Source organism: Erythrobacter sp. (assembly GCF_039988855.1).
Classification (GTDB): domain Bacteria; phylum Pseudomonadota; class Alphaproteobacteria; order Sphingomonadales; family Sphingomonadaceae; genus Erythrobacter.
This window is the reverse complement of the sequence record NZ_JBDXIY010000006.1, coordinates 19,054-41,972: the sequence shown is the minus strand read 5'-3', so window position 1 is coordinate 41,972 and position 22,919 is coordinate 19,054. Positions and strand designations below refer to the sequence as shown.

Sequence of the window (22,919 nt, the reverse complement as noted above, 5' to 3'; positions counted from 1 at the left end):
CCAGCGCGCACCAGGAGCCGGTCTGGACGGACAATCAAAACCGGGAGTCTTGCAATAAGGAGCAGTGTGTGTGGCGAAACCGCCAACGAACAAGAGGATATTGGAGCAGCAGTTTTCTCGCCGGGCGACAATCTTGTGCGCGGTGCAGCTCGGTCTCGGCGGTGTGTTGGCAGGCCGGCTCGCCTGGCTTGCGATCGCCGAAAACCAAAAATGGCAACTGCTCTCCGAGAGCAATCGGCTTCAGCTGAGCCTGATCCCGCCGAGGCGCGGATTGCTGCTTGATCGCACGGGCGTCCCCCTCGCCAGCAACAAATCGGTCTTCATGATCGATCTCCTGCCCGATCGCCTCGAGGACGCCGATAAGGTCCTGAAGCAGCTTGCCGAGCTGCTCGATCTTAGCGCCGATGAGACGGACCGCCTCAAGACCGACCTCGAACAAGCATTGGATCACCAGCCCGTGCGGGTTGCGAGCGATGTCGAGTGGGACCAATATGCCGCTGTAAATGTACGCCTTCCCGACCTCCCCGGCGTATCCCCGATGAGAGGGTTTTCGCGGCACTATCCAGCAGGAGCCGCGACAGCTCACTTGCTCGGCTATGTCGGAGCCCCAAGCCGCGAGGAGTATGAAAAAACCGGCGATCCCTTGCTAATGGTTCCGGGCATGCAAGTCGGCAAGGATATGCTCGAGAAGACGCTCGACGAGCATTTGACGGGCAAGCCCGGCGCGCGCCGGGCCGAAGTGACAGCCACGGGCAAGGTCGTACGCGAGCTAGAGGTCCGATCCGACACTATAGGTAAAAGCGTACAATTGACCATTGATGGTGGGCTTCAAACCTATGCGTCGCGGCGACTGGGCACCCAGTCCGGCTCGGTCGTGGTGCTCGACGCGGTCACCGGCGGCGTTCTCGCTATGGCTTCGATGCCAGCCTACGATCCCAACAGTTTTTCGGATGGGATCAGCCAGTTCGAATGGGACATGCTGTCGCAAGACGAACGCGTTCCACTCAGAAACAAGACCCTCCAGGGACTTTATCCGGCCCGGATCGACCATCAAGCCGATCACGGCCCTGGCTTTGCTGAATGAGAACATCGACCCAGACGAAACCGTCCTTTGTACCGGCCGGATCAACATTGCCGGCGGCACGTTCCATTGCTGGCGCCGTAGTGGCCACGGTGTAGTCGACATGAACCGGGCGATTGCAGAAAGCTGTGACATATATTTCTATGTCATGGGCATTCGGGTGGGCATTCAGCCAATTGCCGACATGGCCAGACGTTTTGGGCTTGGCGAGCGGTTTTTAGGCTTGCCGGTTCCCTATCAGTATTACGGCACTGTCCCCGATCCTGCCTGGAAACGGCGACGATACAACGAGCCTTGGGAAGCCTATGACACTGTCAATGCGACAATCGGGCAAGGCTATCTGCTCGCCAACCCGCTGCAGCTTGCGGTCATGACGGCGCGGCTTGCCGCCGGTGAGAAAACCCATCCCAAGCTACTTGCCGCAAAGGAGGCGCCTGCCGCACCACTCGAAATTGACCCCCGAATGCTTGCGATCGTCCGCCAGGGAATGGAGGATGTTGTCAATGGCCAGGGCACCGCAACCCGCGCCCGCCTTCCCCTTCCGAACATCAAGCTGGCGGGCAAGACGGGCACCGCGCAGGTTCGCCGCATCACGATGGCCGAACGTCGCCGCGGCGTCCGCTCCAATGCCTCTCTCCCCTGGAAGCTGCGCGATCATGGATTGTTCGTTGGTTATGCGCCGGTTCACCGGCCCCGCTATACGGTGGCGGTGGTAATCGAACATGGCGGAGGGTCTGGAGCGGCCTATCCCATCGCAAGCGATACGCTGCTCTATCTGTTTGACGAACGGCAAGCCATGAAGCGCCTGGCATCACTGGAGAATGGCTGGGGTGGCGGAATCGAGGAGCGAATGGCGCGCGAAGCGGCAGAATTCGCCGCCCGCACACCGAGCGACTGACCCCCTAAACAATGAGGTTCTTCGGCGAACCCATTGCAAAAGCTTCGATATTCTCAATTGTCGTCTCGATGATGCGCGCGACCGCCTCATGCGTGTTATAGGCGACATGCGGAGTCACGATGACGTTCGGAAAGCGCAGAAGCACATGATTGGCCACGAGGGCCTCCAAATTCTCCTTCTCCAGCGGCGGTCCGCGAAACACTTCTGCCTCTTCACGGACGAGCGGCTCCTGCGGGAGCACATCAAGGCCAGCGGCGCGGAGTTTCCCCTCCGCCAGCGCGCGCACCAGAGCGGGAACGCTGACGATGTTGCCGCGCGCCGTATTGATCAGGAGCGCGCCGGTCTTCATGGCAGCGAACTCGGCATCGGACAGGAGATCCTGGGTCTGAGGGGTTGCCGGCAGATGCAATGTGACGATGTCGGCTTGGGAAAGGAGTTCGGCGAAAGGCAAATAGGTAAAGCCGAGATTTGCTGCCGCAGAGCTATCCGGATCGACGTCGAACGCTACGACATTCATGCCAAACCCGCGCGCGATCTCGATCGCGCGGCGCCCGATGCGGCCGGTCCCGACGACGCCAAGGGTCTTCCCGCGCAGCTCGATACCGCGCAGATCATCCTGTGAAAAATTTCCGCGCCGTGTACGTTCGACCGCCGGAACGAGATATCGCGCGGCAGCCAGCATCAAGGCAAAACTGTGCTCGGCTACAGTAACATCACCATAGTCGGGAACGTTGGCGATCTCGATGTCTTCTGCGGCGCACCAGGCCAGATCGATGTGGTCGTGGCCGGTCGAGCGGGTGGCGATCAGCCGCAGCTCGGGGAAGTGGCGCAGGACTTCTGCATCGAGCCGTGAATTGATGAATGTGCTGATCACTTCGGCATCGCTGTATTTTGCCGCGTTATCAGATGTCAGCCGTTCCTTGACACAAGTGAGTTCGTGATTGCCGGAAAGTGCGCGGCATGCCCTCGCCTCCCATTCCTCGGCCTCGAAGATGACGACCTTCATGTTGGCGAACCCTCAGCCGGTTGTGCTCGGCCTTTATCCGACATGGCCTCGGCTTGAGCGACCACCTTGACTGCGGCAACAAAACTGTCGGGGTTAAGCGAAATGGAGTCGATCCCGCAATCGACCAGGAAACCGGCAAACTCGGGATGGTCACTCGGTGCCTGGCCGCAAATTCCGATCTTTATCCCGGCCTGGTGCGCCTTGATAATGGCTTCGCCAATCGCCCGTTTTACCGCCTCGTTGCGTTCGTCGAACTGATCGGCGAGAAGCTCGGAATCGCGGTCGATCCCGAGCACGAGCTGGGTGAGATCGTTGGAACCTATCGAAAATCCGTCAAAGCGCTGTGCGAACTCCTCCGCGAGCAGGACGTTCGCCGGAATCTCGCACATCATATAGATTTGGAGACCGTTTCGGCCTCGTTCGAGACCGTTTTCCGCCATCACTTCGAGGACCCGATCGGCTTCGGCGAGCGTACGGCAGAATGGCACCATGATGATGACATTCTCAAAGCCGATCTCCTCGCGTACGCGCCGCAAAGCGCGGCATTCGAGCGCGAAACCCGCCTTGTAGCCCGGGCTGTAATAGCGCGAAGCGCCGCGCCATCCGATCATCGGATTTTCCTCATCCGGTTCGAAGGCCTCTCCTCCGAGAAGGTGAGCATATTCGTTTGTCTTGAAGTCGCTGAGACGGACAATCACCGGCTGCGGATGAAACGGGGCCGCGAGCTTGGCTATGCCGAGCGCGAGCGTGTCGACGAAATAGTCGGTAGGCTCGGCATATCCGTGCGTAAGCTCGGCGATCGCGCGCCTGGCATCCTCGCTTGTGACCTTCTCCGGGGCGACGAGCGCCATCGGGTGAACTTTGACCAGGTGGTTGATCACGAATTCCATCCGCGCGAGGCCTACACCCCGCGCGGGAAGGCGCCACCAGCGCATGGCGGCGGCCGGACTCGCGATATTGAGCATCACGTCGGTCTCGGTCTCGGGCAGATCTGCCAGGTCGAACTCGATGGTTTCGAACTCGAGCGTCCCTTCATAGACCGCGCCGCGGTCGCCTTCCGCGCATGACAGGGTGATTGGCTGCCCGTCCTTCAGGGTGCGGGTCGCAGTCTGCGTCCCTACGATGGCCGGCACACCGAGTTCGCGGCTGACAATCGCTGCATGGCTGGTGGTTCCGCCATGATCAGTGATGATACCCGCCGCGCGCTTCATGATCGGCACCCAGTCCGGATCGGTCATGCCTGTCACAAGGATTGCGCCATCTCGAAAAGCCTCGATCTGCGATGCGTCACGGATCGCGCAAACCTCCCCGGTCGCGATCGCCTCGCCAACCGCAGCGCCCGAAAGCAGCGGTTCGGCGCGCTGTTTCAGCCTGTAGGTCTTTAGGCTTCCCGCTGCCCTTCCCGACTGAACGGTTTCCGGCCGGGCTTGGACGATGAAGAGTTCACCGGTTGCACCATCTTTCGCCCACTCCATGTCCATCGCGCGTCCATAATGTTTTTCGATGGTCTTGGCGCAGCGCGCCAGCTCAAGTACCTCGTCATCGGACAGGACGAAGGTCTCGCGTTCGCGGCGCGTGGTTCTCTTGGTCAACGTCCTGACGCTGCCGCCGGTCGCATAAATCATCTTGCGCTCCTTGGCTCCAAGACTGCGCTCGATAAGCGGGGCCGTGTCGGCACGTTCGAGAAAGGGTTTGAAGACACGGTAGATGTCAGGATCGACCGAGCCCTGGACGACAGTCTCCCCAAGCCCCCAGGCGGCACTTATCACGATCACGTCGGGGAAACCCGTTTCGGTATCGACTGAAAACATGACCCCCGATCCAGCGAGATCCGAGCGCACCATGCGCTGCACTCCGATCGACAGGGCAACATCCATATGGTCGAAGCCCTGTGCCTGACGGTAGCTGATCGCCCGGTCGGTAAAGAGCGATGCAAAGCAGCGCCGGCAGGCATCGAGAAGTGCGCGCTTGCCGGTGACATTGAGAAAGGTCTCTTGCTGCCCGGCGAAGCTCGCTTCGGGAAGATCCTCCGCTGTCGCGCTGCTGCGGACCGCGACGCTGACCGCTTCCTGTTCGCTGCGCGCAGACAAAGCGTCATAGGCTTCACCGATGGCCGCCTCGATCTCCGGTGGAAACGCCCCTTCCAGAAACGCATGCCGGATTGCAGCACCAGTTTCTTGAAGCGAGGCGCGCCCAGCATCGAGCGCCTCGATCCAGCGCCTCATTTCGGGTTCAATGCCGTTGGCCGCGATATAGTGCCGATAGGCCTGCGCCGTTGTGGCGAAGCCTCCCGGCACTCTGATACCGCGCTTCGACAGCGCGCCGACCATCTCACCGAGCGAAGCATTCTTTCCGCCAACCATGGCGACGTCGCCGCGTCCAATATCCTCAAACCAGGCAATAAGGGCATCGGGCATCGAAATCTCCGGGTCTTTCGCGAGCGGTGCTCGGCAGTGGTCGAACGTGGACGTTGCCTCGTTTGGGGGTAAATCTTACCCGCCGGGGCCGAAGCATCGTGCATATGGTGAGACGGTTTTCAGCTTGGCCGATTACAGCCCTGCTGCCCCCGCTCGCGAAAAAGCCAGCGCAGTCCGATGGGTGTGACAATCGTGGTGACGAGCGCCATGAGGACGAGAGCGGAAAAGAGATTGGCGACGACCGTGCCGGGATAATCGAAGAGCCCTGCCTCCCATGCGATACTCACGATGATCAATTCAACCGCCCCGCGGCCGCTCATGCCGAACCCGACCCCGAGCGCCTCCTTGCGGGTGAGACCAGAAAGCAGAGCAGGAAGCCCGGCGCCAATGATCTTGCCCATAAGTGCGACTAGAATCAGCGCCAGCACGATGCCAGGAATGATGGCAAGGGCCGCGAAATCCACGCGAATACCGATCGAAAGAAAGAAAAGCGGGGCCAGCAAGCCCATCGTGAGATCGCTGACCGTTGCTTTCAGGCGCGCGAAAGAGGCTTGACCCAGGCTCTTGGCGTTGAACAGAAGGGCGGCGGCGAAGGCTCCGATGATGAAGTCCATGCCAAGCAGTTCGGCCAGCCCTGCAAACCCCAAGGCTGTCAGAATGAGCGCGGTAAACTCAGGGGCGGGAATCCGCAGGCGCGAGATCAGATTGGCGATCCTCGGCGCCCCGAAATAGCCGGCGGCAGCGACAATGAGGAAAAACAGCGCGGCTTTGCCAAGCAGCGGCAACATCGCCCCAATCCCCGGGACGGAACCTGCCGCAATTGCGCCGGTCAAGATCGCGAGGAGCACAAGTCCGATGATATCGTCGAGAATTGCAGCGGCGATCACCGTGCGACCGGTTGGGGTGTGGACCATGCCGAGATCCATGAACACGCCGATGGCGACCGGGACCGCAGAAATTGACAATGCAACGCCGACCAGCAGAGCCTGGACGAATTTCATCGGGTTGTCGGGAAGCACCCACCACGCAAGGGCCATGCCCAAAGCGAGTGGCAACAGCACGCCTCCGAGCGCCACGGCAGCCGAGCGACCCGAATGTCTGAACAGCTCTCCGGGGGCAATTTCGAGGCCGGCAAGCAGCAGCAGGAAGAAAATTCCGAACTCGGCGGCAAGGTCGAGAAAGGCGCTGCGCGACAATTCGGCGAGAAACGGAGCGTTGAGGGAGGCCGCCAAAACCGCCAGTATTAGCCCGGCCCCGATCTCCCCCACCAGCGCGGGCTGGCCGAGGCGCGTTGCAATCTCTCCGAAGGATCTCGCCGCCAGCAGCAGGAGAATGAGATGCAGCACATGCTCGATCATCGTGCGAACCCGATTGCGGCAGCTGCGACAAGGCCAACGGCGGCAGTATAGGCGAGCATTGGCACAAGCGTGACCCGGATGATCTCTCCCTCGCGCCCGACACGGCCGACGACGGCTGCAGCTGCCACCACATTGACGACCGACACCATGTTCCCCGCGCTGGCGCCAAGGATCTGGGCGCCAAGGACGGTTTCCGGTGGCAGTCCGGCCTGATTGGCTGCGGTGAACTGAAACAGGGCAAATGTCATATTGCTGAAGGTCGCACTTCCTGAGAGAAAACTGCCCAGCGCTCCGATAAATGGTGCAATCACCGGCCAGTTCTGTCCGGCGGCATCGGCCGCAAGAACTGAAAGCGCCATTGGCATGCTCGGCAAACCGTCCGAATTGATTCCCGAATACACAAAGACGCGCACCATCGGGACCGCCGCCGCAAGCGTCACCGCGCTTGCGGCCGTGATCTTCAGAGTGTCCCGGCCAGCGCTGCGTAGACGCTCACTGTCGAGAGGCAAAATACAGACGGCCAAGAGACCCGCGATCAAAAACATCGAACCAGGCAAATATAGCGGCGCAAGCGCTATGTTGATCTGCGTCCCCAGAACCGAATCCCAGGCAAAAGAGACGTCCTGCAAGGCCTGTTTGACCGGCAACAGATCTGCGCGGCTCACGAGAAGGAGCGCGGCGAGCAAGAGATAGGGTGCCCAGGCCCGCTTCAATGTAACGCGTGACGTTTCTGCGGCAATCGGCGCGCCCGAAGTGGCTGCGCCAGATCTGGGTTTGAGGAAACCGCGTTGGGCTGCTGGAACCACGAGCACGATGGCACAGAGCGCGCCGACAAGCGCGGGAAGTTCGGGACCTAGCGTCGCACTGACGACAAAGGCAGGTATGGTGTAAGCAAGACCGGCAAACAGAGCGAACCGCCAATATCCCAGCGCACTGGACCAGCTTCGTTCTTCGGAAAAGAACCGCGAGTAGATAAGGATGAGCGCGAACGGGACGAGCGAGCCGGTAGCGAGATCGATAGCGCCTGCCACCTGCGCCGAGTTTTCAATCAGACTATCGAGCCCGCCATCTGCGGCGGGTTGACGAAGTCCTTCGCGTAGCCCGATGGCTACCGGCGTGCCGATCGCACCGAAGGCAACCGGGCTGCTATTGGCAATCAGTGCAAGTGACACGGCTGCCATCGGTGTGAAACGAAGCGCCACAAGCAGCGGGGCGGTAATGGCGGCCGGGGTGCCGAAACCGGCGACGCCTTCGAGGAAGGCACCGAAGGTCCAGCTTATGACGATAAGCTGAACCCGCGGTTCCGGCGATATGGCCGCGAATCCTTCGCGTATCCGTGACATCGCCTCGCCTTCGGTAAGGAGCCTCAAGAGAAGTATCGCACCAAAGATGATCCATAAGACCGAGGCCGCGATCGCCAGACCCTCGATCGAAGCGGCGAGGATTGTGCGGGGCGCCATTTGCCACAGGAAATAGCCAGCAGCGACGGTTACGAGATAGGCCAGTGCCATGGCCCGCAATGCGGGCATCCGCAGACCGACAAGGAGAAGCAGAACCGCAAGCAGGGGCGAAAGCGCTGCAAGAAATAGGCTGAATGTAATGTCGCCCTCCGCTCGGTCGTGCGCAGCGTCAGACTGCGTCTCGTCTATCGGACGGGAAAGAGGGCCTGCGATTACGGCGGAGACCGGCGCAGATGCACCCTCGGCCTGCGTCAACGCGGCTGGGCCCTCCCCATCCGGGGCCAAAGGAGTCAGGCGGGCTTAGCCATTCGGCAGCATGGCTTTTCGCGCCGCTTGCTTCACAAAGCTCGCGATAAGCTCACAGCACTTTTTCGGCGCTCGCAGAAAAGGGTGATGATCGAGCCCCTCAAGGACGCAAAGCTCAACATTCGAGAATGCATCTGCGAGCCCTCTGACCGGTGCAAGCGGTGCCATGATGTCATCGCTCCCATGAATACACAGCACGTTGTGAACGGGCTCTAGAATTCTCAGGTCGGCCGCTACGTCATGGCGATAGACAACATCCCATAGCGACGAGGTAGATGACCTCCACGTATGCTGGACAAGGTCTTCGACGATCTCGCGCGGAATATCTCGAATGAGATAGGGCAGGATTCTCCCTAACAGGCGGCGCGTGATGATGCAGGCTAGCATGGTCAACAGGACGTTGGTGTATATGAGCCCTCCTTTAACCGGTCCCTGGCGCATATATGTATACGCCGCGTCCTGCGATCCGAAGTGAGGCAGGCTGATGAGTACGAGGCGCTCGACAGTCTCGGTATGTCTGGCCGCATAGGCTGCGGCAATCAGGGCGCCCAGCGAATGGCCAACGAGCGTTACCGGCCCGAGAGGGGCGAGAACGCGCTGCAGGGCATCGACATGCCGTTCGACGCTATACTTCACCCAGGGCTTGGGCGATCGTCCGAAGCCCAAGAGGTCGACGAGCACAATTCTATGCTCTTGCGCAAGCTCGGTTACCCGCGTCTCCCAATATCGCGTGGTCCCACCCAGCCCCGCAACGAACACCAGGGTCCGGACACCGCTTCCAAATATCTTCACAAATAGCTCAGGGTCGCGATCGCGTCTTGAAGGGAGGATCAAATCTTGCACCATTTCTCTGATTTTTCGCGCGTCGCCTGCAGGACAGACGCCTTGGCGTCGCCAAGGTTACACGGGCGGCTCAGTCTGACGAGCGCCGACGAAACCAGACAGGCATACGAGCGGATCATGGCGGCGTAAGGCTGCGTATCCTGCCGCGTCTTAACCGGGGAGACCGTAAAAAAGACAAAGGATCCCCTCGTCATGATAGCTACCCTGACGCTCAACCCGACTATCGATGGTGCGGCGCAGGCCGAGGTGGTGAAGCCGATGCACAAGATCCGCACATTCGATGAGCATTATTACCCTGGCGGAGGCGGTCTCAACGTTGCGCGCGTCATCAATGAACTCGGCGGCGAGTCCTACGCGCTTTATCTTGCAGGTGGAGCAACAGGCGGCGTGTTGCAGGAGCTCGTCAAGCAAGCAAGGGTGCGGGCCGAACGCTTCTCGATCTCCGGCTCCACGCGGATCAGCCACGCGATCTACGAACGGTCCACCAATCTCGAATTTCGCTTCGTGCCGCAGGGTCCGGAAGTCTCCGAACGCGACTGCGAAGTCGTCCTGCGAGCGCTGCAAACGCTCGATTGCAAATATCTCGTGGCAAGCGGGAGTCTTCCGCGCGGCCTGCGTAGCGATATCTACGCCGTCGTCGGTGCGATTTGCCAGCGCCGAGGCATCAAGCTGGTACTGGACAGTTCTGGAGACGCTCTGCGGCATGGCATTGGTGGCGGCGTTCACCTGGCAAAGCCGAGCCTAGGCGAACTCGAAACGCTCGTCGGCCGAAGGCTGGCGACCGCGGCAGAGCAGGAAACGGCGGCCCAAGCCATCGTGCGCGATAATGGCCTCGACATGCTCGCTCTCACTCTGGGGCGCGATGGCGCCATGCTTGTAACGCCCGAGAAGACCGTGATGCACGCCGCCCCGAAGATCAATGCACAAAGCGCCGTCGGTGCGGGAGACAGCTTCCTTGCCGCAATGACCGTTCGCCTTGCCGCAGGCGACGCGCCCGAGGCGGCCTTTCTTTACGGCATGGCAGCTGGCGCTGCCACGGCGCTTACACCAGGAACTTCGCTATGCAAGCGCAGCGATGTCGAGCGGCTCTATGCCGAACTCAGAGCGCGCAGCGAGGGCTAGGGTGGCAGGCAAGCAACTGTAAGAGCCAGCGCTCATTACCGTCTTGATCCAGAAGCACTATGGTTCAGCCTAGAGGGAATTCGCTTTGGCAACACTCACTTTAGAAGTCGGAAATCTCTTTGAAGAACTCGATCACCTCGGCGTGGAGAAGCAGCTGCGGCATGAAGCCGGCGTAAGCCGAGCCACTGCAAACCCCGCGGGGGGCAGCGTGACCGTGGAATACGACCCTGCGCAGACCGATGGGACGCGGCTTCAGAGCCTGATCAAAAGCTGCGGTTTCCGCTGCCGTGGCGGCATCATGCCGAAGCATGTCTGTAAACCGGCGGAAGCAAATCTTTCGGAATCCGGCACGGGACCGGGGCGCGGTGCGGACAGCAGGGGAGAACAGGCAGTTCACCACGACCACCGCCAAGGCGGGGCGAAGGACGAAATGGCCCAGGAAATGGGCCACGGGGCAGGCATGGACATGCAGGAGATGGTACGCGACATGCGCAACCGTTTCTGGATTGCCTTCATCTTCACGATCCCGATTTTCATCTACTCCCCGATGGGCGGGTTTTTCACTCCTCCGGCCCCGCCGTTCGGCATGAATCTTGAGCTTTTTCTGTTCGGCCTGGCGAGCGCGGCCGTGCTCTATCCGGTCTGGCCATTTGTGGTCGCTGCATGGCGCGCCCTTCGCAATGGCATTCTCAATATGGCCGTGCTTGTCGTGCTTTCGGTCGGCACCGGCTATCTCTTCAGCGTCGGATCGACATTTTTCTTTCCCGGCGTGCAATTCTATGAGGCCGTCGCCATCCTGCTCGTGTTCATCCTCCTCGGGCACTGGCTGGAAATGCGCGCGCGCGCGGGCGCGTCGGCGGCGATCCGGGCTCTGCTCGACCTGGCCCCGCCAATGGCGGTCGTTCTGCGCGATGGCGAGGAGCAGGAAATCCCAACGGCCGACGTCCTTGAAGGCGACACCGTGCTCATCCGCCCGGGCAACAAGATCCCCGTAGACGGGGAGGTATTGGAAGGCAGCTCCCAGGTCGATGAATCGATGCTGACCGGTGAATCCATGCCCGTCGCGAAATCCCCCGGAGACGAAGTCATCGGGGCAACGATCAACAAAAGCGGCAGTTTCCGCTACCGGGCGACCAAGGTGGGTGCCGACACAGCGCTCGCGCAGATCGTCAAGCTTGTGCAGGAGGCACAGAACTCGAAGGCACCCGCGCAATTGCTCGCCGATAGGGCATCTCAGTGGTTGGTGCTGATCGCAATCATTATCGGCCTCGCAACTTTCGCCGTCTGGTTTTGGTGGATCGGTCAGACGCTGCTGTTTGCCGTGACCCTGACAATCACGGTCTTCGTGATCGCCTGCCCCGATGCGCTCGGACTGGCCACACCGATGGCGGTCATGGTCGGCACCGGGCTCGGTGCAGGTCGCGGCATTCTTTTCAAGAACGCGTCGGCGCTGGAAGACGCCACAAAGCTCAATGTCGTTATCTTTGACAAGACCGGCACCCTGACGATGGGCGAACCGCGCGTCGTGGATATTGTGGCCGCCGAGGGCCGCGTGCCCGAGCAGGTGTTACTACTGGCCGCTGCGGTCGAAAAGGGATCGGAGCATCCGCTCGCCCTTGCCATCCTTGACAATGCCGAAGGGCTGAAGATTCCCGCGGCACGCGACTTTCTCAACCGCGACGGGAAAGGGGCGCAGGCCGAGGTGAACGGCGATACCGTTTTTCTCGGCAACCGCCGGTTGATGGACGAGGAAGCGATTTCACTGGCAGGGCTGGCTGACAAGGCCGAGGAGCTCAAGGGGGCGGGCCGCACAGTCGTCCATGTCGCTCACCAGGGTGTGCTCGTCGGCCTGATTGCAATCGCCGACGCGCCACGCCCGACGGCGAAGGCCGCAATCGCCAGACTGCACGAGAAGGGTGTCGAGGTCGCCATGCTGACCGGCGACAATGAGGGAACCGCGCGGCGCGTGGCCGAGGAACTGGGTATCGACATCGTGCTCGCCGATGTGCTTCCCGGCCAGAAGGCCGACAAGGTGAAAGAGCTTCAGGCGCAAGGAAAAAGAGTCGGAATGGTCGGGGATGGCATCAATGATGCGCCTGCCCTGACCCAGGCCGATGTGGGCTTTGCGATCGGGGCCGGTACCGATGTGGCCATGGAAAGCGCAGACGTCGTGCTGATGCGAAGTGATCCCTACGATGTTGTGGGCGCGGTGGAGCTGTCGCGTGCGACGCTGCGAAAGATGCATCAGAACCTGTTCTGGGCGGTCGCCTACAACGTCATCGCCTTTCCCGCCGCCGCCGGTGTCTTCTATCCGTTCATTATCAGTCCCGCTGTCGCAGCAATCGCGATGTCCGGCAGTTCCGTCCTTGTCGCGGTCAATGCCCTGCTGCTCAAACGCACCCGCCTAGACAGCTATAAGCCTGAAAATTTTGCCGAAGAGGCCCCCACACCGCCTGTTACCGGTCAGGCGAGTGCCTGAGTGTCAGGCCTTGATGCCGTCCAAGTGTCCTTCACTGCAAGAGCGTCCGACGCCTCATTCGCTCGGCAGGGCACGGGCCAACAGCCGGTCGGTGTCAAGCGAAGCATTCGCTCCGCCATAAAGAAACGCACGGTTGTCGGGGTCGAGCCGCGTCACGCAGAACCCGGCGAGAACGGCAGATGGTGCATCGCGGAGGCAGACTGCCTCGAGCGACAGCGCGACCGTCTCGACGAAGGCGCGCGCTTCGGATTCCGCGGGGACACCATTGACACGAATGCCGTCGAGGCGATCGATGGCCGCATCGAGCAGCGGATGCGCGCCCTGCGCCCGGCCAAGCTCCGCGCGCAGGGCTTCCCACGCTTGCGGTTCGCGCGTGAGCGCCCGGAGGGCATCGAGCGCGATCACGTTACCCGACCCCTCCCAGATCGCGTTGAGAGGGCTCTGCCGAAAAAGGCGCGGCATGGGCCCCTCTTCCACAAAGCCGGCGCCGCCAAGACACTCAAGCGCTTCGTAGACGAAGCCGGGTTGACGTTTGCAGACCCAATATTTTGCGATCGGTGTCGCGAGGCGCGCAAAGGCCGCTTCGCGTTCGTCGCCGGCCTGCGCAGCGTCGAACGCCGAGGCGATGCGGATCATCAGCGCCGTCGCGGCCTCGACCTCGAGCGCGAGGTCGGCGAGAACACCGCGCATGGCGGGCTGGTCGGCCAATTGGCGCTGGAAGGCCGTGCGGTGCCGCGTATGCCATGCGGCTTGCGTAAGAGCTGCACGCATTCCCGCGGCGGACCCTGCAATGCAGTCGAGCCGTGTACCCTGCACCATATCGATGATGGTCCGTATGCCCCTACCTTCTTCCCCGACACGCTGGGCCCAGGCGCCGTGATATTCGATCTCGGACGAGGCGTTGGAGCGGTCGCCGAGCTTGTCTTTGAGCCGCATGATGCGAATGGCATTGCGGGTCCCGTCGGGGCGCCAGCGCGGCACGAGAAAGCAGGTCAAGCCGCCTTGTGCGTAGGCGAGCGTCAGAAAGGCGTCGGACATGGGGGCGGAACAGAACCACTTGTGGCCGATCAGCTCATATTCTCCCATGCCGAGTGCATGCGCTCGCGTGGTGTTCGCGCGAACGTCGCTGCCGCCCTGCTTCTCGGTCATCGCCATGCCCAATGTCGCGCCGGTCTTCTCAGCCGCCGGGATGAATCGTGGATCATACCGCCCGCTGGTCACGCGCGGCTCCCATTCCGCGGCTACGGCCGGTTCGGCGCGGAGCGCGGGAACGACCGCGTAAGTCATCGACATCGGGCAGGCCGTGCCCGCGTCGGCCTGGGTCATGAGGTAGAGGAGCGAAGCGTGCAGCGTATGACCCGCCTGTTCGGCGGTCCAGGCCGCCCCCGACACGCCCGATTCAAGACCGAGGCGCATGAGTTGGTGGTAGGCGGGATGAAACTCGACTTCGTCGATCCGGTGGCCGAAGCGGTCGAAGGTTTTCAGCTTTGGCGGGTTTTCGTTGGCAAGGCGGCCCCATTCGAGCGCATCGAGACTGCCTACGCGCTTGCCAAATGCGGAAAGTCGGTCCCGATGCACACCGGCACCGCTTCGTGCAAGTGCGCTTTGCAGGGGAACGTCGAGCTCGAAGGCGTTGAGATCCACAAGGGGTGGAGGCTGGTTGAACACTTCATGCGTGGCAAGCTGGTCTGGCAATGGGGTTTTCGGCATATTCAAGTGTCGTCGAGACAGCGAAAAAGCGCAACTCCTCACTGGGCAAAGTGCTTTACCTGCCCATTATTGACGGAACCGAATGATGCCATGCGATGACAAAACCGGCAGCTGTGCTGCAGAACAGGCCGAAGGGAAGGCCGCGGACTGGGCCAATGCCGAGTGCATGTGCATAACGCTTGACCGGCAGCGTCTGGCGGACCTCCTCGATACGCAACTTGGCGAGAGCGGAGCCGGCGACACCCTCCTTTCATCGCAATCGAACCTTTTCGCGAATGCCCCGGTTTTCATCGCTCCAGATATGCTTTCAGCGATGACGGAGGTTGTCGCGGCCATCGAGACCGTCGCCAAAACCCCCGCCTTCCGCTCGGTTGTCATGGGCTGGGCGCCTTCGTCAGCCGCGCGAGATTTCGGGCCCAAAGGGGCTCTTATGGGCTACGATTTCCATCTTACCGACAACGGCCCTCGGCTCATCGAGATCAACACCAATGCCGGCGGTGCTTTTCTCAACGCCCTGCTTGCCGATGCGCAAACCCAGTGCTGCCGGGAAACACGACCGGCTCTGGTCGCAGGCATCTCACAGGACACATTCCGGCCAAGGATTGCCCGGATGTTCGAGGAGGAGTGGCATGCACAGGATCGCGCCGGTGAGCTCGAATGCATAGCGATCGTCGATGATGAGCCTGAAGAACAGCCGCTCTTTCCCGAATTTCTCGCAGCAAGGACCCTATTGCAGGAGCACGGATATGAGGTGGTGATCGCCGGACCCGAGGACCTCGAGCTCTCCCCCGCCGGATTACTCTTCGAGGCCAGGAAAATCGATCTTGTTTATAATCGCCTGGTCGATTTCTCGCTCGATCGGCCGGAGAGCCGGACCCTGCAGGAAGCCTATCTGAGTGACCGCGTGGTGCTCTCGCCAAATCCGCACATCCATGCACTCTATGCCGACAAGCGGAACCTCTGCCTGCTCTCCGATCCGGACTGGCTGGCCTCGTGCGGTTTGAGCGAACGCGAGACAAAGGTGATCCTCGACGCGGTGCCGAAAACAGCTATCGTCGATCGTGAAAATGCCGAGCAATTCTGGTCCGAACGGCGAGACTGGTTTTTCAAACCCGCCCGCGGATATGGCAGCAAGGCGGCCTATCGCGGAGCGAAGCTGACAAAAAGGGTCTGGTCCGAGATCGCCGAGGGCGGCTATGTCGCGCAGCGATTTACGCCCCCGAGCACGCGCAAGGTCCGTCTTGAGAACGATACCGCCGAGCTCAAAGTGGATGTCCGGCTTTATACCTATGGCGGAGAAATACTGTTGCGCGCGGCACGGCTCTACCAGGGCCAGGCGACTAATATGCGAACCCCGGGTGGCGGCTTTTCGCCGATCCTTCCCATGCCGGATGCGCCTGACAGCGGATTCCGGTAAGTTCGAAAGGATAAACTGTAATTCCCGCCACGTGCTCCCGTCTGTTGGGGGTTACGCATCTATCCGATTGGCGGGGAACACGTCTGGTGAGCTACAAACTAAGTTTTCTAGGAGCAGCTGGAACGGTCACCGGATCGAAATATCTTCTGCAGACGCCTGATCACAGGATCCTAATCGATTGCGGTCTCTTTCAGGGTTTCAAACAGCTTCGTGAGCGCAACTGGAAGCCGTTTCCGGTCGATCCGGCGTCAATCGATGCGGTCCTCCTCACACATGCTCACCTTGATCATTCAGGCTACGTTCCAGCCCTGATCCGCGACGGGTTTAAGGGGCGAGTGCTGAGCACGCACGCAACGCTCAAATTGTGCGAATTGCTGCTTCCCGACAGCGGTTATTTGATGGAGGCCGACGCCCGCTATGCAAAAAGGAAAGGGTACAGCAAGCACAAGTCGCCTCGGCCCCTATACACCCAGGCCGATGCGAAAGCCGCGTTGAAGTCATTCCGGCCTGTGCCCTTCCAGCAGCTGGTCGAAGTTACGCGCGATTGCAAGGCGATCTTCCGGCCGATGGGCCATATTCTCGGCGCATCAAGTATCGAGCTGCAGTGCGGAGATATGAAGATTGTCTTCTCGGGTGACATCGGCCGCTATGGCAGCGCCACGATGGTCGACCCCGTGCCGGTTCCAGAGGCCGATTACATCGTCACCGAATCCACATACGGCAATCGCCATCATGGCGAGGCCGATCCTGAAAGTGTACTCGAAGACGTTGTCGGAAGAACGGTCCAGCGCGGCGGGTCGGTCATCATTCCTTCCTTCGCGATCGGGCGCGCCCAGACGCTCCTCTACCATCTCGGTCAGTTGCGGCAGCAAGGCCGCCTGCCGCAAATCCCGATCTATCTCGACAGTCCCATGGCGGTGAACGCCAGCTCGATTTTCTGTGACCATCTCGGCGAACACCGGCTCACCGAAAAGCAATGCCGCGATGCCTGCGGAATTGCCGAATATGTTCGCGAAGCCGAAGATTCGAAGCAGCTCAATCGCAGCGCTATGCCGAAGATCATCATTTCAGCGAGCGGCATGGCAACCGGCGGGCGGATTCTCCACCACCTCAAACACTATGCCCCCAGTCACCGCAACACGATCATTTTGGCAGGGTTTCAGGCTGGCGGCACGCGGGGCGCAGCCCTGCGCGATGGCGCGACTGAACTGAAAATCCACGGCAGCTATATCCCCGTTCGCGCCGAGGTGGCACAGCTCGACATGCTCTCGGCCCATGCCGACCAGGACGAGCTGCTGCGATGGCTTGAAGGTTTCCGGTCCTCCCCGCAGCAGGTCTTCGTAACCCATGGAGAACCCGGTGCGTCCGACACCCTAAGACATCTTGTTACCGAACGTCTTGGCTGGAATGCGCGCGTCCCCGAGCACGCCGAAGAGGTCGTGCTTTCATGAGAGAGGGTGTCCTTACCCCCACCTCCTCCACGGATGCACTTGCTCATCCGTTGCGCGCGCGCGCCTTACCGATCGAAACCGCTGGCGAAGCGATGATCTTCATGCATGAGGATTGTCCGGTTGCGCGGTCCGAAGGGTTCCGCGCCCGCGCCCGGGTGGAACTTGTCGCGCGAGGAAGAACGGTGTTGGCGACGCTTTACCGGGCCACTGATAATCTCCTGGCCGATGATGAAGTGGGTCTGCCTCATCGGCTGATGGCACGGCTTTCGCTCGCCGAAGGCGAAGAGCTTCAGGTCAGGCATCCTCAGCCGTTGTCGTCGCTCAGCCACGTTAGAGCTAAACTCTATGGCCACCGGCTTGACGAGAACCGACTGGAACACATCATCGCCGATATCGCGGACGGTCGGTATTCGGATGTCGACATCGCCGCGTTCGTCTCCGCATTCGCTGCGCAACCGGCACAAGGTGAGGAAACCGCCGCCCTCACCCGAGCGATGCTCGCTGCAGGCGACCGGCTCGAATGGAATGCCGACCGCGTGATGGACAAACATTGCGTCGGCGGACTGCCGGGCAATCGGACAACACCAATCGTGGTCAGTATTGTAGCGGCAGCCGGTCTCACGATGCCAAAAACATCATCCAGGGCGATCACGTCACCGGCCGGCACTGCGGATGCGATGGAGACCATGGCGCCTGTAACGCTCGATGTGGCGGCCATGCAGAAAGTGGTCGAGCGAGAAAGCGGCTGCATCGTTTGGGGCGGCAGCGTCAATCTCAGTCCTGCAGATGACGTCCTCATTCGGATCGAGCGGGCTCTGGATGTTGATAGCGATGCGCAACTTGTCGCTTCGGTGCTCTCCAAGAAACTTGCTGCCGGATCGACGCACGTATTGCTTGACCTACCAGTAGGACCGACCGCGAAGATTCGGAGCACAGAAGACGCCGTTGCGCTTGCGGGGCTGCTCGAGGACGTGGCGCAGCAATGCGGACTGCACGTCGCGACAGTCCAGACCGACGGGACCCAGCCAGTGGGACGCGGGATTGGGCCGGCCCTGGAGGCACACGATGTCCTTGCGGTCCTCACCAACCGGGAAGATGCGCCGCAGGATCTCAAAACTCGCGCGCTGGCGCTGGCTGCCGGCATTCTCGAACTGAGCGGCGTAACACGCTCCGATGCCCTTCAGCAGGCGACGAAATTGCTGATCGAGGGCCGCGCAGAAAGCAAATTTCTTGCCATCTGCGAGGCCCAGGGCGGCTTCAAAGAGCCAGGGCGAGCGCTCCAGACGCGCGAATTCCTCGCCGCGCGCGCAGGACGGGTAGCCACCTTCGACAACCGCCTGCTTGCGCGCACTGCCAAACTCGCTGGCGCACCGCAGCGCGCGACGGCCGGTATCGCTCTGCATGTCCAGTCGGGCGACTTGGTTGAGCAAGGGCAGCCACTCTTCACCATTCACGGCGAAAGCATGGGCGAGCTTGATTATGCTTTCGCCTTTGCTTTGCGCAACAGCGATATGATCAGATTGGAGGCACAATGAGCAGGGTCGTCTTTTCCCTTAGCGCGGCACCGGGCATGGCCGAAGGACTTGCCCGATGTTTCGAGGCCGATCTCGGCGAACTCGAGACGCGCCAGTTCCCCGATGAAGAAACCTACTTGCGGATCGCCACGCCGGTAAGTGGCCGCGATGTCGTCCTGCTCTGCACCCTTGACCGGCCCGATGCGAAAATCGCGCCATTGCTGTTCGCGGCGGATGCGCTGCGCGATCAGGGCGCACGCAGCATCGCGCTCGTCGCGCCGTATCTAGCCTATATGCGCCAGGACAAGGCCTTCAATCCAGGCGAGGCCGTCACGTCCGTTTCGTTCTCGCGGCTGCTGTCGTTCTATTTCGATTTCCTCGTCACCGTCGATCCCCATCTGCATCGCATCGACAATCTCGACGAGATTTATTCGGTGCCGAGCAAGGTCGTGCCCGCAGCGCCGGCGATCGCGGATTGGCTAAAGGCCAACATCCCGAACGCTTTCGTCATCGGGCCCGACGAAGAGAGCGAACAATGGGTGCTCGATGTCGCAGAAAGGGCAGGGATCCCTTCAGCCGTACTTGAGAAGAAACGCTGGGGCGACTTCGATGTCGCGATCAGCGGTGGGCGCCTTCCCGACATGGACGACAAACAACCCGTCATCATCGACGATATTGCCTCAAGTGCGCGAACGCTTGTCGAAACAGTCAAGCTGCTCTCGAAGGCTGGAACAAAGCCGCCGGTCTGCGTTGTGGTCCACCCCATCTTTGCCGGCGATGCATATGATGAGCTCATGCAGGCAGGTGCCAAGCGCGTGATCAGCGTCAATGCCATCGCACATCGAACCAACGCGGTCGATATTTCGCCGGCACTCGCCGAGGCGCTGTCCGCATGGAGCGTCCAGAACGATGAGCTGATCGGAGCCAGCCACTAATCCCACCCTTTCGGCGTAACGAAAGCGCCGCAACCACCAACTGGAGTTCATTTTCAATGACAAAGGAGCCAAACAAGATCTCGGTAGGGGTCGTAGGAGCAGGGGTAATCGGTCGCCGCGTTGTCGGCGCCGTAAGGCTGCAACCCGATATGGCATTGGCCGGTGTCGCCGACGTCGCCGCCGATTGGCGGATCGCAATGCTCGCGAAGGACGGCGTTCGCCTGTTTGCGGCCAGTTCGCAGGCCTCGCAAACCTTGCCGGATGCGGGTCTCGACGTTGCGGGTTCGCTAGAGGACCTTATCGCGGCAAGCGACGTCATTGTCGACTGCACACCCAAGGGCATCGGCGCCAAAAACGCAGACATCTATCGCAGCGCCGGGAAGCCATTCATCGTGCAGGGAGGCGAGAAGCACGACGTGGCGGGGCACTCATTCGTCGCCGAAGCAACCTACGGGAGCGCATTCGGGCGAGATGCGACGCGGGTCGTGTCATGCAACACCACGTCGATCGTCCGCACCCTAGGGGCGCTGAAGCGCGCAGGCCTGCTCAAAAAAGCGCGCGGGACACTTATGCGCCGGGCCACCGACCCCTGGGAGAGCCATCTCGGGGGGATCATGAACACGCTCGTGCCCGAGCCGACAATCCCGAGCCATCAGGGGCCGGATGCCCGGCATGTGGATCCGGAACTCGATGTGGTGACGATTGCCATCAAGGTTCCTGAGACCCTGGCTCATCTTCACAGCTGGTATGTTGAGCTCAACCGGCCTGCGACAAAGGAGGAAGTCCTCGACGCATTTGCGGCCTCGCCAAGAATTCTGCTCATCGATGGAGACAGCGGACTGTCGGCCCTCAACAGCGTCAAAGAGGCGATGGCGATGGAGGGGCGGCCCAATGCAGACCTCTACGAGGTGGCCCTGTGGAGCAATATTCTCGCGGTCGATGGCACCGAACTGTGCTACAATTACATGGTCGACAACCAGGCCATCGTCATTCCTGAAACGATAGATGCGATCCGTGCCCTGGCGTCGAGCGAGGAACAGCCCGAGGTCTCGATGCGGTTGACAAACAAAGCGCTTGCTATCGGAGCAGACGAGCTGAGATTGTAGCGCTTGGAGGCAAGAGCGAAGCCAATGACGAACGCCCCCACGGACCGGCCACGATGCAAGCCAGAGACGCGATCCTCCGGCTCGGAAGAGCGAGCGATCGACGAAGCTTTGATCGAAACGTTTCCCGCAAGCGATCCTCCTTCCTGGACCTTGGGCGTCGACAGCGATCCAGGCCAAAACGATAAAGCTATGCGACCATGCAGCCCAGGAGACGCGCGGCTCAAGGACGGAGACTAGCATCGCCCAGATAGTGCGGCCCCGACAGTCCGCGCCTACGGCGCGGGTGCTTGCTCCTTCTCATGCTGGCATTCGCAATCGAGAAAACCGTGAATGACACAAGTGCGGCACATCTGGAGCAGACGCGTGCGAAGCGCGCCGCGCGCACGATGAAGACGTACATTGATATTGTTGACACTTGTATCGAGTGCGTCGGCAATGCTTTCGCGCGGTTCCTCAAGCAAATCAGCGCGCCAGATGACTTCGGAATAATCCGGCCTGAGCGTTGGCAGGAGTCGATAGAGACAGTTGCAGACGGCAGCTTCTATCTCTTCGTCCGACACGATTTCCGCCTCGGCAAGTTCGGCAAGTTCCTGAGGATCAATGGCGGTTTCGTGTTTACGTCCGCGCGCAGCCAGTCGGTAAAAGTCGGCAATGGTCGTCGCCAGCACTCGGGAGAGCCATCCCTTGACCGAACCCACGTCCCGCAGGTCCCCAGCCCGCTCGATCGCGCGAAGCATGAAACGCTGAAGAACTTCCTCCGCCTCCTGACGCCCCCGCATACGGCCGATGAGGAAACGCAGCATATCTTCGTGGCTATCCACCAGGGCCCGGCGCACTGCTTCATCCATCGGTCGCAACGCCTCCTCGGACCCGTCAGCTTTATCGGCCCTATTTTCGATCATGGAAAACCCCGAAGCGCCAGTGCCCCAATACCGGAGAAGGGCCCGTCCCTTCCTGTAAAACGGTCGCAGGCGGTAGTATCGTTACGACATGTTCGGGGCTCGCCCCTTATCGCAGCTAAAGAGCCGGAGAGCAACATGTCGAGTTCGCAAAAGAAGAAAATATCCAAGAGCGAATACAAGCAACAATTGCGCGCGCTGCAGATCGAACTGGTCAAGATACAACGCCAGGTCATCGCCCATGGCGAGCGTGTTCTGATCATCTTCGAAGGGAGGGACGCGGCCGGAAAGGACGGTGTGATCAAGCGTGTGCGCGAACATATGAGCCCGCGCGAGACGCGGGTCGTCGCTTTGGGAAAACCCTCCGATCGCGACACCCGCAGCTGGTATTTTCGCCGCTACAGCGAACAGCTTCCCGCCGATGAGGAGATCGCTCTGTTCAATCGCTCTTGGTACAACCGGGCGGGGGTCGAACGGGTGATGGGATTTGCCGACAAGGAGGAAGTTGCCGACTTCTTCTCTAACGTCGCGCAATTCGAAGAAATGCTGGCACGCGACGGGACTACGCTTCTCAAATACTACCTCGACATCGATAGAAAAGAGCAAGCCAAGCGCCTCAAAGCGCGGCGCACTGATCCGCTCAAGCAGTGGAAGATCAGCCCCATCGATGCAGCGGCGCTTGAGAAGTGGAATGATTATTCCAACGCCCGGGACGAAATGCTGACGCGCACAGATTTTGCCTATGCCCCGTGGATTGCAGTGCGCGCCAACGACAAACGCGCCGCACGCCTCAACATCATCCGGCACATGCTGCAATCCATCGCGTGCCAGGCGGTCGATCAACGCCTCGCGCGTCCCGACCCTTCGGTCATCCTGCCGATTGCCGAAGTCGGGATTGGTGGCTTGGCCCCGTGAAA

At 60.9% G+C, this 22,919-nt stretch carries 17 protein-coding genes; 10 read left to right on the top strand and 7 right to left on the bottom strand.

Annotated elements, in window-relative coordinates; all coding sequences use genetic code 11:
- Window positions 1-70 precede the first annotated feature (70 nt).
- Both ABJ205_RS01960 and ABJ205_RS01955 read left to right on the top strand, forming a co-directional pair.
- The gene (locus ABJ205_RS01960; RefSeq protein WP_348035497.1) at window positions 71-1,084 is read left to right on the top strand and encodes a penicillin-binding transpeptidase domain-containing protein; all 1,014 of its coding nucleotides are present in this window, start codon (window positions 71-73) and stop codon (window positions 1,082-1,084) included.
- A complete protein-coding gene (locus ABJ205_RS01955) occupies window positions 1,074-1,979 on the top strand; it encodes a penicillin-binding transpeptidase domain-containing protein (RefSeq protein ID WP_348035495.1) in 906 nt (301 codons plus the stop codon). The genes ABJ205_RS01960 and ABJ205_RS01955 overlap by 11 nt, the downstream gene beginning before the upstream one ends.
- A 4-nt stretch (window positions 1,980-1,983) precedes the next feature.
- Here ABJ205_RS01955 and ABJ205_RS01950 read toward each other — a convergent pair whose 3' ends face one another.
- The 5 genes from ABJ205_RS01950 to ABJ205_RS01930 form a co-directional block, all read right to left on the bottom strand.
- On the bottom strand, window positions 1,984-2,985 hold the full coding sequence (locus ABJ205_RS01950; protein WP_046904082.1) for a hydroxyacid dehydrogenase: 1,002 nt from the start codon (window positions 2,983-2,985) through the stop codon (window positions 1,984-1,986).
- Complete coding sequence (gene ppsA, locus ABJ205_RS01945; RefSeq protein WP_348035493.1) at window positions 2,982-5,402, bottom strand: phosphoenolpyruvate synthase; 2,421 nt, start codon at window positions 5,400-5,402, stop codon at window positions 2,982-2,984. The genes ABJ205_RS01950 and ppsA overlap by 4 nt, the downstream gene beginning before the upstream one ends.
- A 119-nt stretch (window positions 5,403-5,521) precedes the next feature.
- Window positions 5,522-6,760 carry a cation:proton antiporter gene (locus tag ABJ205_RS01940; RefSeq protein ID WP_348035491.1) on the bottom strand — a complete coding sequence of 413 codons (1,239 nt, stop codon included), beginning with the start codon at window positions 6,758-6,760 and terminating at the stop codon, window positions 5,522-5,524.
- Window positions 6,757-8,475, bottom strand: a complete 1,719-nt coding sequence (locus ABJ205_RS01935; protein ID WP_348123296.1) for an L-lactate permease — start codon at window positions 8,473-8,475, stop codon at window positions 6,757-6,759. The genes ABJ205_RS01940 and ABJ205_RS01935 overlap by 4 nt, the downstream gene beginning before the upstream one ends.
- 45 nt (window positions 8,476-8,520) lie before the next feature.
- Window positions 8,521-9,360 (bottom strand): alpha/beta hydrolase, encoded by an 840-nt coding sequence (locus ABJ205_RS01930; protein WP_348509977.1) that lies wholly within the window; start codon window positions 9,358-9,360, stop codon window positions 8,521-8,523.
- A gap of 201 nt (window positions 9,361-9,561) precedes the next feature.
- Here ABJ205_RS01930 and ABJ205_RS01925 point away from each other — a divergent pair, with 201 nt between their 5' ends.
- Window positions 9,562-10,491 (top strand): 1-phosphofructokinase family hexose kinase, encoded by a 930-nt coding sequence (locus tag ABJ205_RS01925; RefSeq protein ID WP_230279179.1) that lies wholly within the window; start codon window positions 9,562-9,564, stop codon window positions 10,489-10,491.
- Window positions 10,492-10,576: 85 nt separating this feature from the next.
- Window positions 10,577-12,970, top strand: coding sequence for a heavy metal translocating P-type ATPase (locus ABJ205_RS01920; protein ID WP_348035487.1), 2,394 nt, complete (start codon window positions 10,577-10,579; stop codon window positions 12,968-12,970).
- Window positions 12,971-13,024: 54 nt separating this feature from the next.
- On the opposite strand, the gene ABJ205_RS01915 is transcribed toward ABJ205_RS01920, so the two are convergent.
- A complete protein-coding gene (locus ABJ205_RS01915) occupies window positions 13,025-14,680 on the bottom strand; it encodes an acyl-CoA dehydrogenase family protein (RefSeq protein WP_348035485.1) in 1,656 nt (551 codons plus the stop codon).
- Window positions 14,681-14,762: 82 nt separating this feature from the next.
- Between ABJ205_RS01915 and ABJ205_RS01910 the strand changes: the two genes are divergently transcribed.
- The 5 genes from ABJ205_RS01910 to ABJ205_RS01890 all read left to right on the top strand — a co-directional run bounded on the left by ABJ205_RS01910 (window position 14,763) and on the right by ABJ205_RS01890 (window position 21,103).
- Complete coding sequence (locus ABJ205_RS01910) at window positions 14,763-16,097, top strand: hypothetical protein (protein WP_348035483.1); 1,335 nt, start codon at window positions 14,763-14,765, stop codon at window positions 16,095-16,097.
- An 86-nt stretch (window positions 16,098-16,183) separates the two neighbouring features.
- Window positions 16,184-17,548 (top strand): MBL fold metallo-hydrolase, encoded by a 1,365-nt coding sequence (locus tag ABJ205_RS01905; RefSeq protein WP_088712489.1) that lies wholly within the window; start codon window positions 16,184-16,186, stop codon window positions 17,546-17,548.
- Window positions 17,545-19,083 carry a thymidine phosphorylase family protein gene (locus ABJ205_RS01900; RefSeq protein ID WP_348035481.1) on the top strand — a complete coding sequence of 513 codons (1,539 nt, stop codon included), beginning with the start codon at window positions 17,545-17,547 and terminating at the stop codon, window positions 19,081-19,083. The genes ABJ205_RS01905 and ABJ205_RS01900 overlap by 4 nt, the downstream gene beginning before the upstream one ends.
- A complete protein-coding gene (locus tag ABJ205_RS01895) occupies window positions 19,080-19,997 on the top strand; it encodes a ribose-phosphate pyrophosphokinase (RefSeq protein ID WP_103022877.1) in 918 nt (305 codons plus the stop codon). The genes ABJ205_RS01900 and ABJ205_RS01895 overlap by 4 nt, the downstream gene beginning before the upstream one ends.
- Window positions 19,998-20,053: 56 nt before the next feature.
- Window positions 20,054-21,103 (top strand): type II glyceraldehyde-3-phosphate dehydrogenase, encoded by a 1,050-nt coding sequence (locus ABJ205_RS01890; protein WP_103022876.1) that lies wholly within the window; start codon window positions 20,054-20,056, stop codon window positions 21,101-21,103.
- A gap of 272 nt (window positions 21,104-21,375) precedes the next feature.
- Here ABJ205_RS01890 and ABJ205_RS01885 read toward each other — a convergent pair whose 3' ends face one another.
- Window positions 21,376-22,005, bottom strand: coding sequence for a sigma-70 family RNA polymerase sigma factor (locus ABJ205_RS01885; RefSeq protein WP_348051879.1), 630 nt, complete (start codon window positions 22,003-22,005; stop codon window positions 21,376-21,378).
- 135 nt (window positions 22,006-22,140) lie between these two features.
- Here ABJ205_RS01885 and ppk2 point away from each other — a divergent pair, with 135 nt between their 5' ends.
- The gene (gene ppk2 / locus ABJ205_RS01880; protein WP_046904074.1) at window positions 22,141-22,917 is read left to right on the top strand and encodes a polyphosphate kinase 2; all 777 of its coding nucleotides are present in this window, start codon (window positions 22,141-22,143) and stop codon (window positions 22,915-22,917) included.
- The last annotated feature ends 2 nt before the right edge of the window (window positions 22,918-22,919 follow it).

What these genes read in the sequence shown, in the direction of transcription:
- ABJ205_RS01910 (WP_348035483.1), top strand. Translation starts at nt 14,763, where the DNA reads ATGATGCCATGCGATGACAAAACCGGCAGCTGTGCTGCAGAACAGGCC.
- ABJ205_RS01895 (WP_103022877.1), top strand. Translation starts at nt 19,080, where the DNA reads ATGAGCAGGGTCGTCTTTTCCCTTAGCGCGGCACCGGGCATGGCCGAA.
- ABJ205_RS01925 (WP_230279179.1), top strand. Translation starts at nt 9,562, where the DNA reads ATGATAGCTACCCTGACGCTCAACCCGACTATCGATGGTGCGGCGCAG.
- ppsA (WP_348035493.1), bottom strand. Translation starts at nt 5,402, where the DNA reads ATGCCCGATGCCCTTATTGCCTGGTTTGAGGATATTGGACGCGGCGAC.
- ABJ205_RS01900 (WP_348035481.1), top strand. Translation starts at nt 17,545, where the DNA reads ATGAGAGAGGGTGTCCTTACCCCCACCTCCTCCACGGATGCACTTGCT.
- ppk2 (WP_046904074.1), top strand. Translation starts at nt 22,141, where the DNA reads ATGTCGAGTTCGCAAAAGAAGAAAATATCCAAGAGCGAATACAAGCAA.
- ABJ205_RS01890 (WP_103022876.1), top strand. Translation starts at nt 20,054, where the DNA reads ATGACAAAGGAGCCAAACAAGATCTCGGTAGGGGTCGTAGGAGCAGGG.
- ABJ205_RS01885 (WP_348051879.1), bottom strand. Translation starts at nt 22,005, where the DNA reads ATGATCGAAAATAGGGCCGATAAAGCTGACGGGTCCGAGGAGGCGTTG.
- ABJ205_RS01950 (WP_046904082.1), bottom strand. Translation starts at nt 2,985, where the DNA reads ATGAAGGTCGTCATCTTCGAGGCCGAGGAATGGGAGGCGAGGGCATGC.
- ABJ205_RS01915 (WP_348035485.1), bottom strand. Translation starts at nt 14,680, where the DNA reads ATGCCGAAAACCCCATTGCCAGACCAGCTTGCCACGCATGAAGTGTTC.
- ABJ205_RS01940 (WP_348035491.1), bottom strand. Translation starts at nt 6,760, where the DNA reads ATGATCGAGCATGTGCTGCATCTCATTCTCCTGCTGCTGGCGGCGAGA.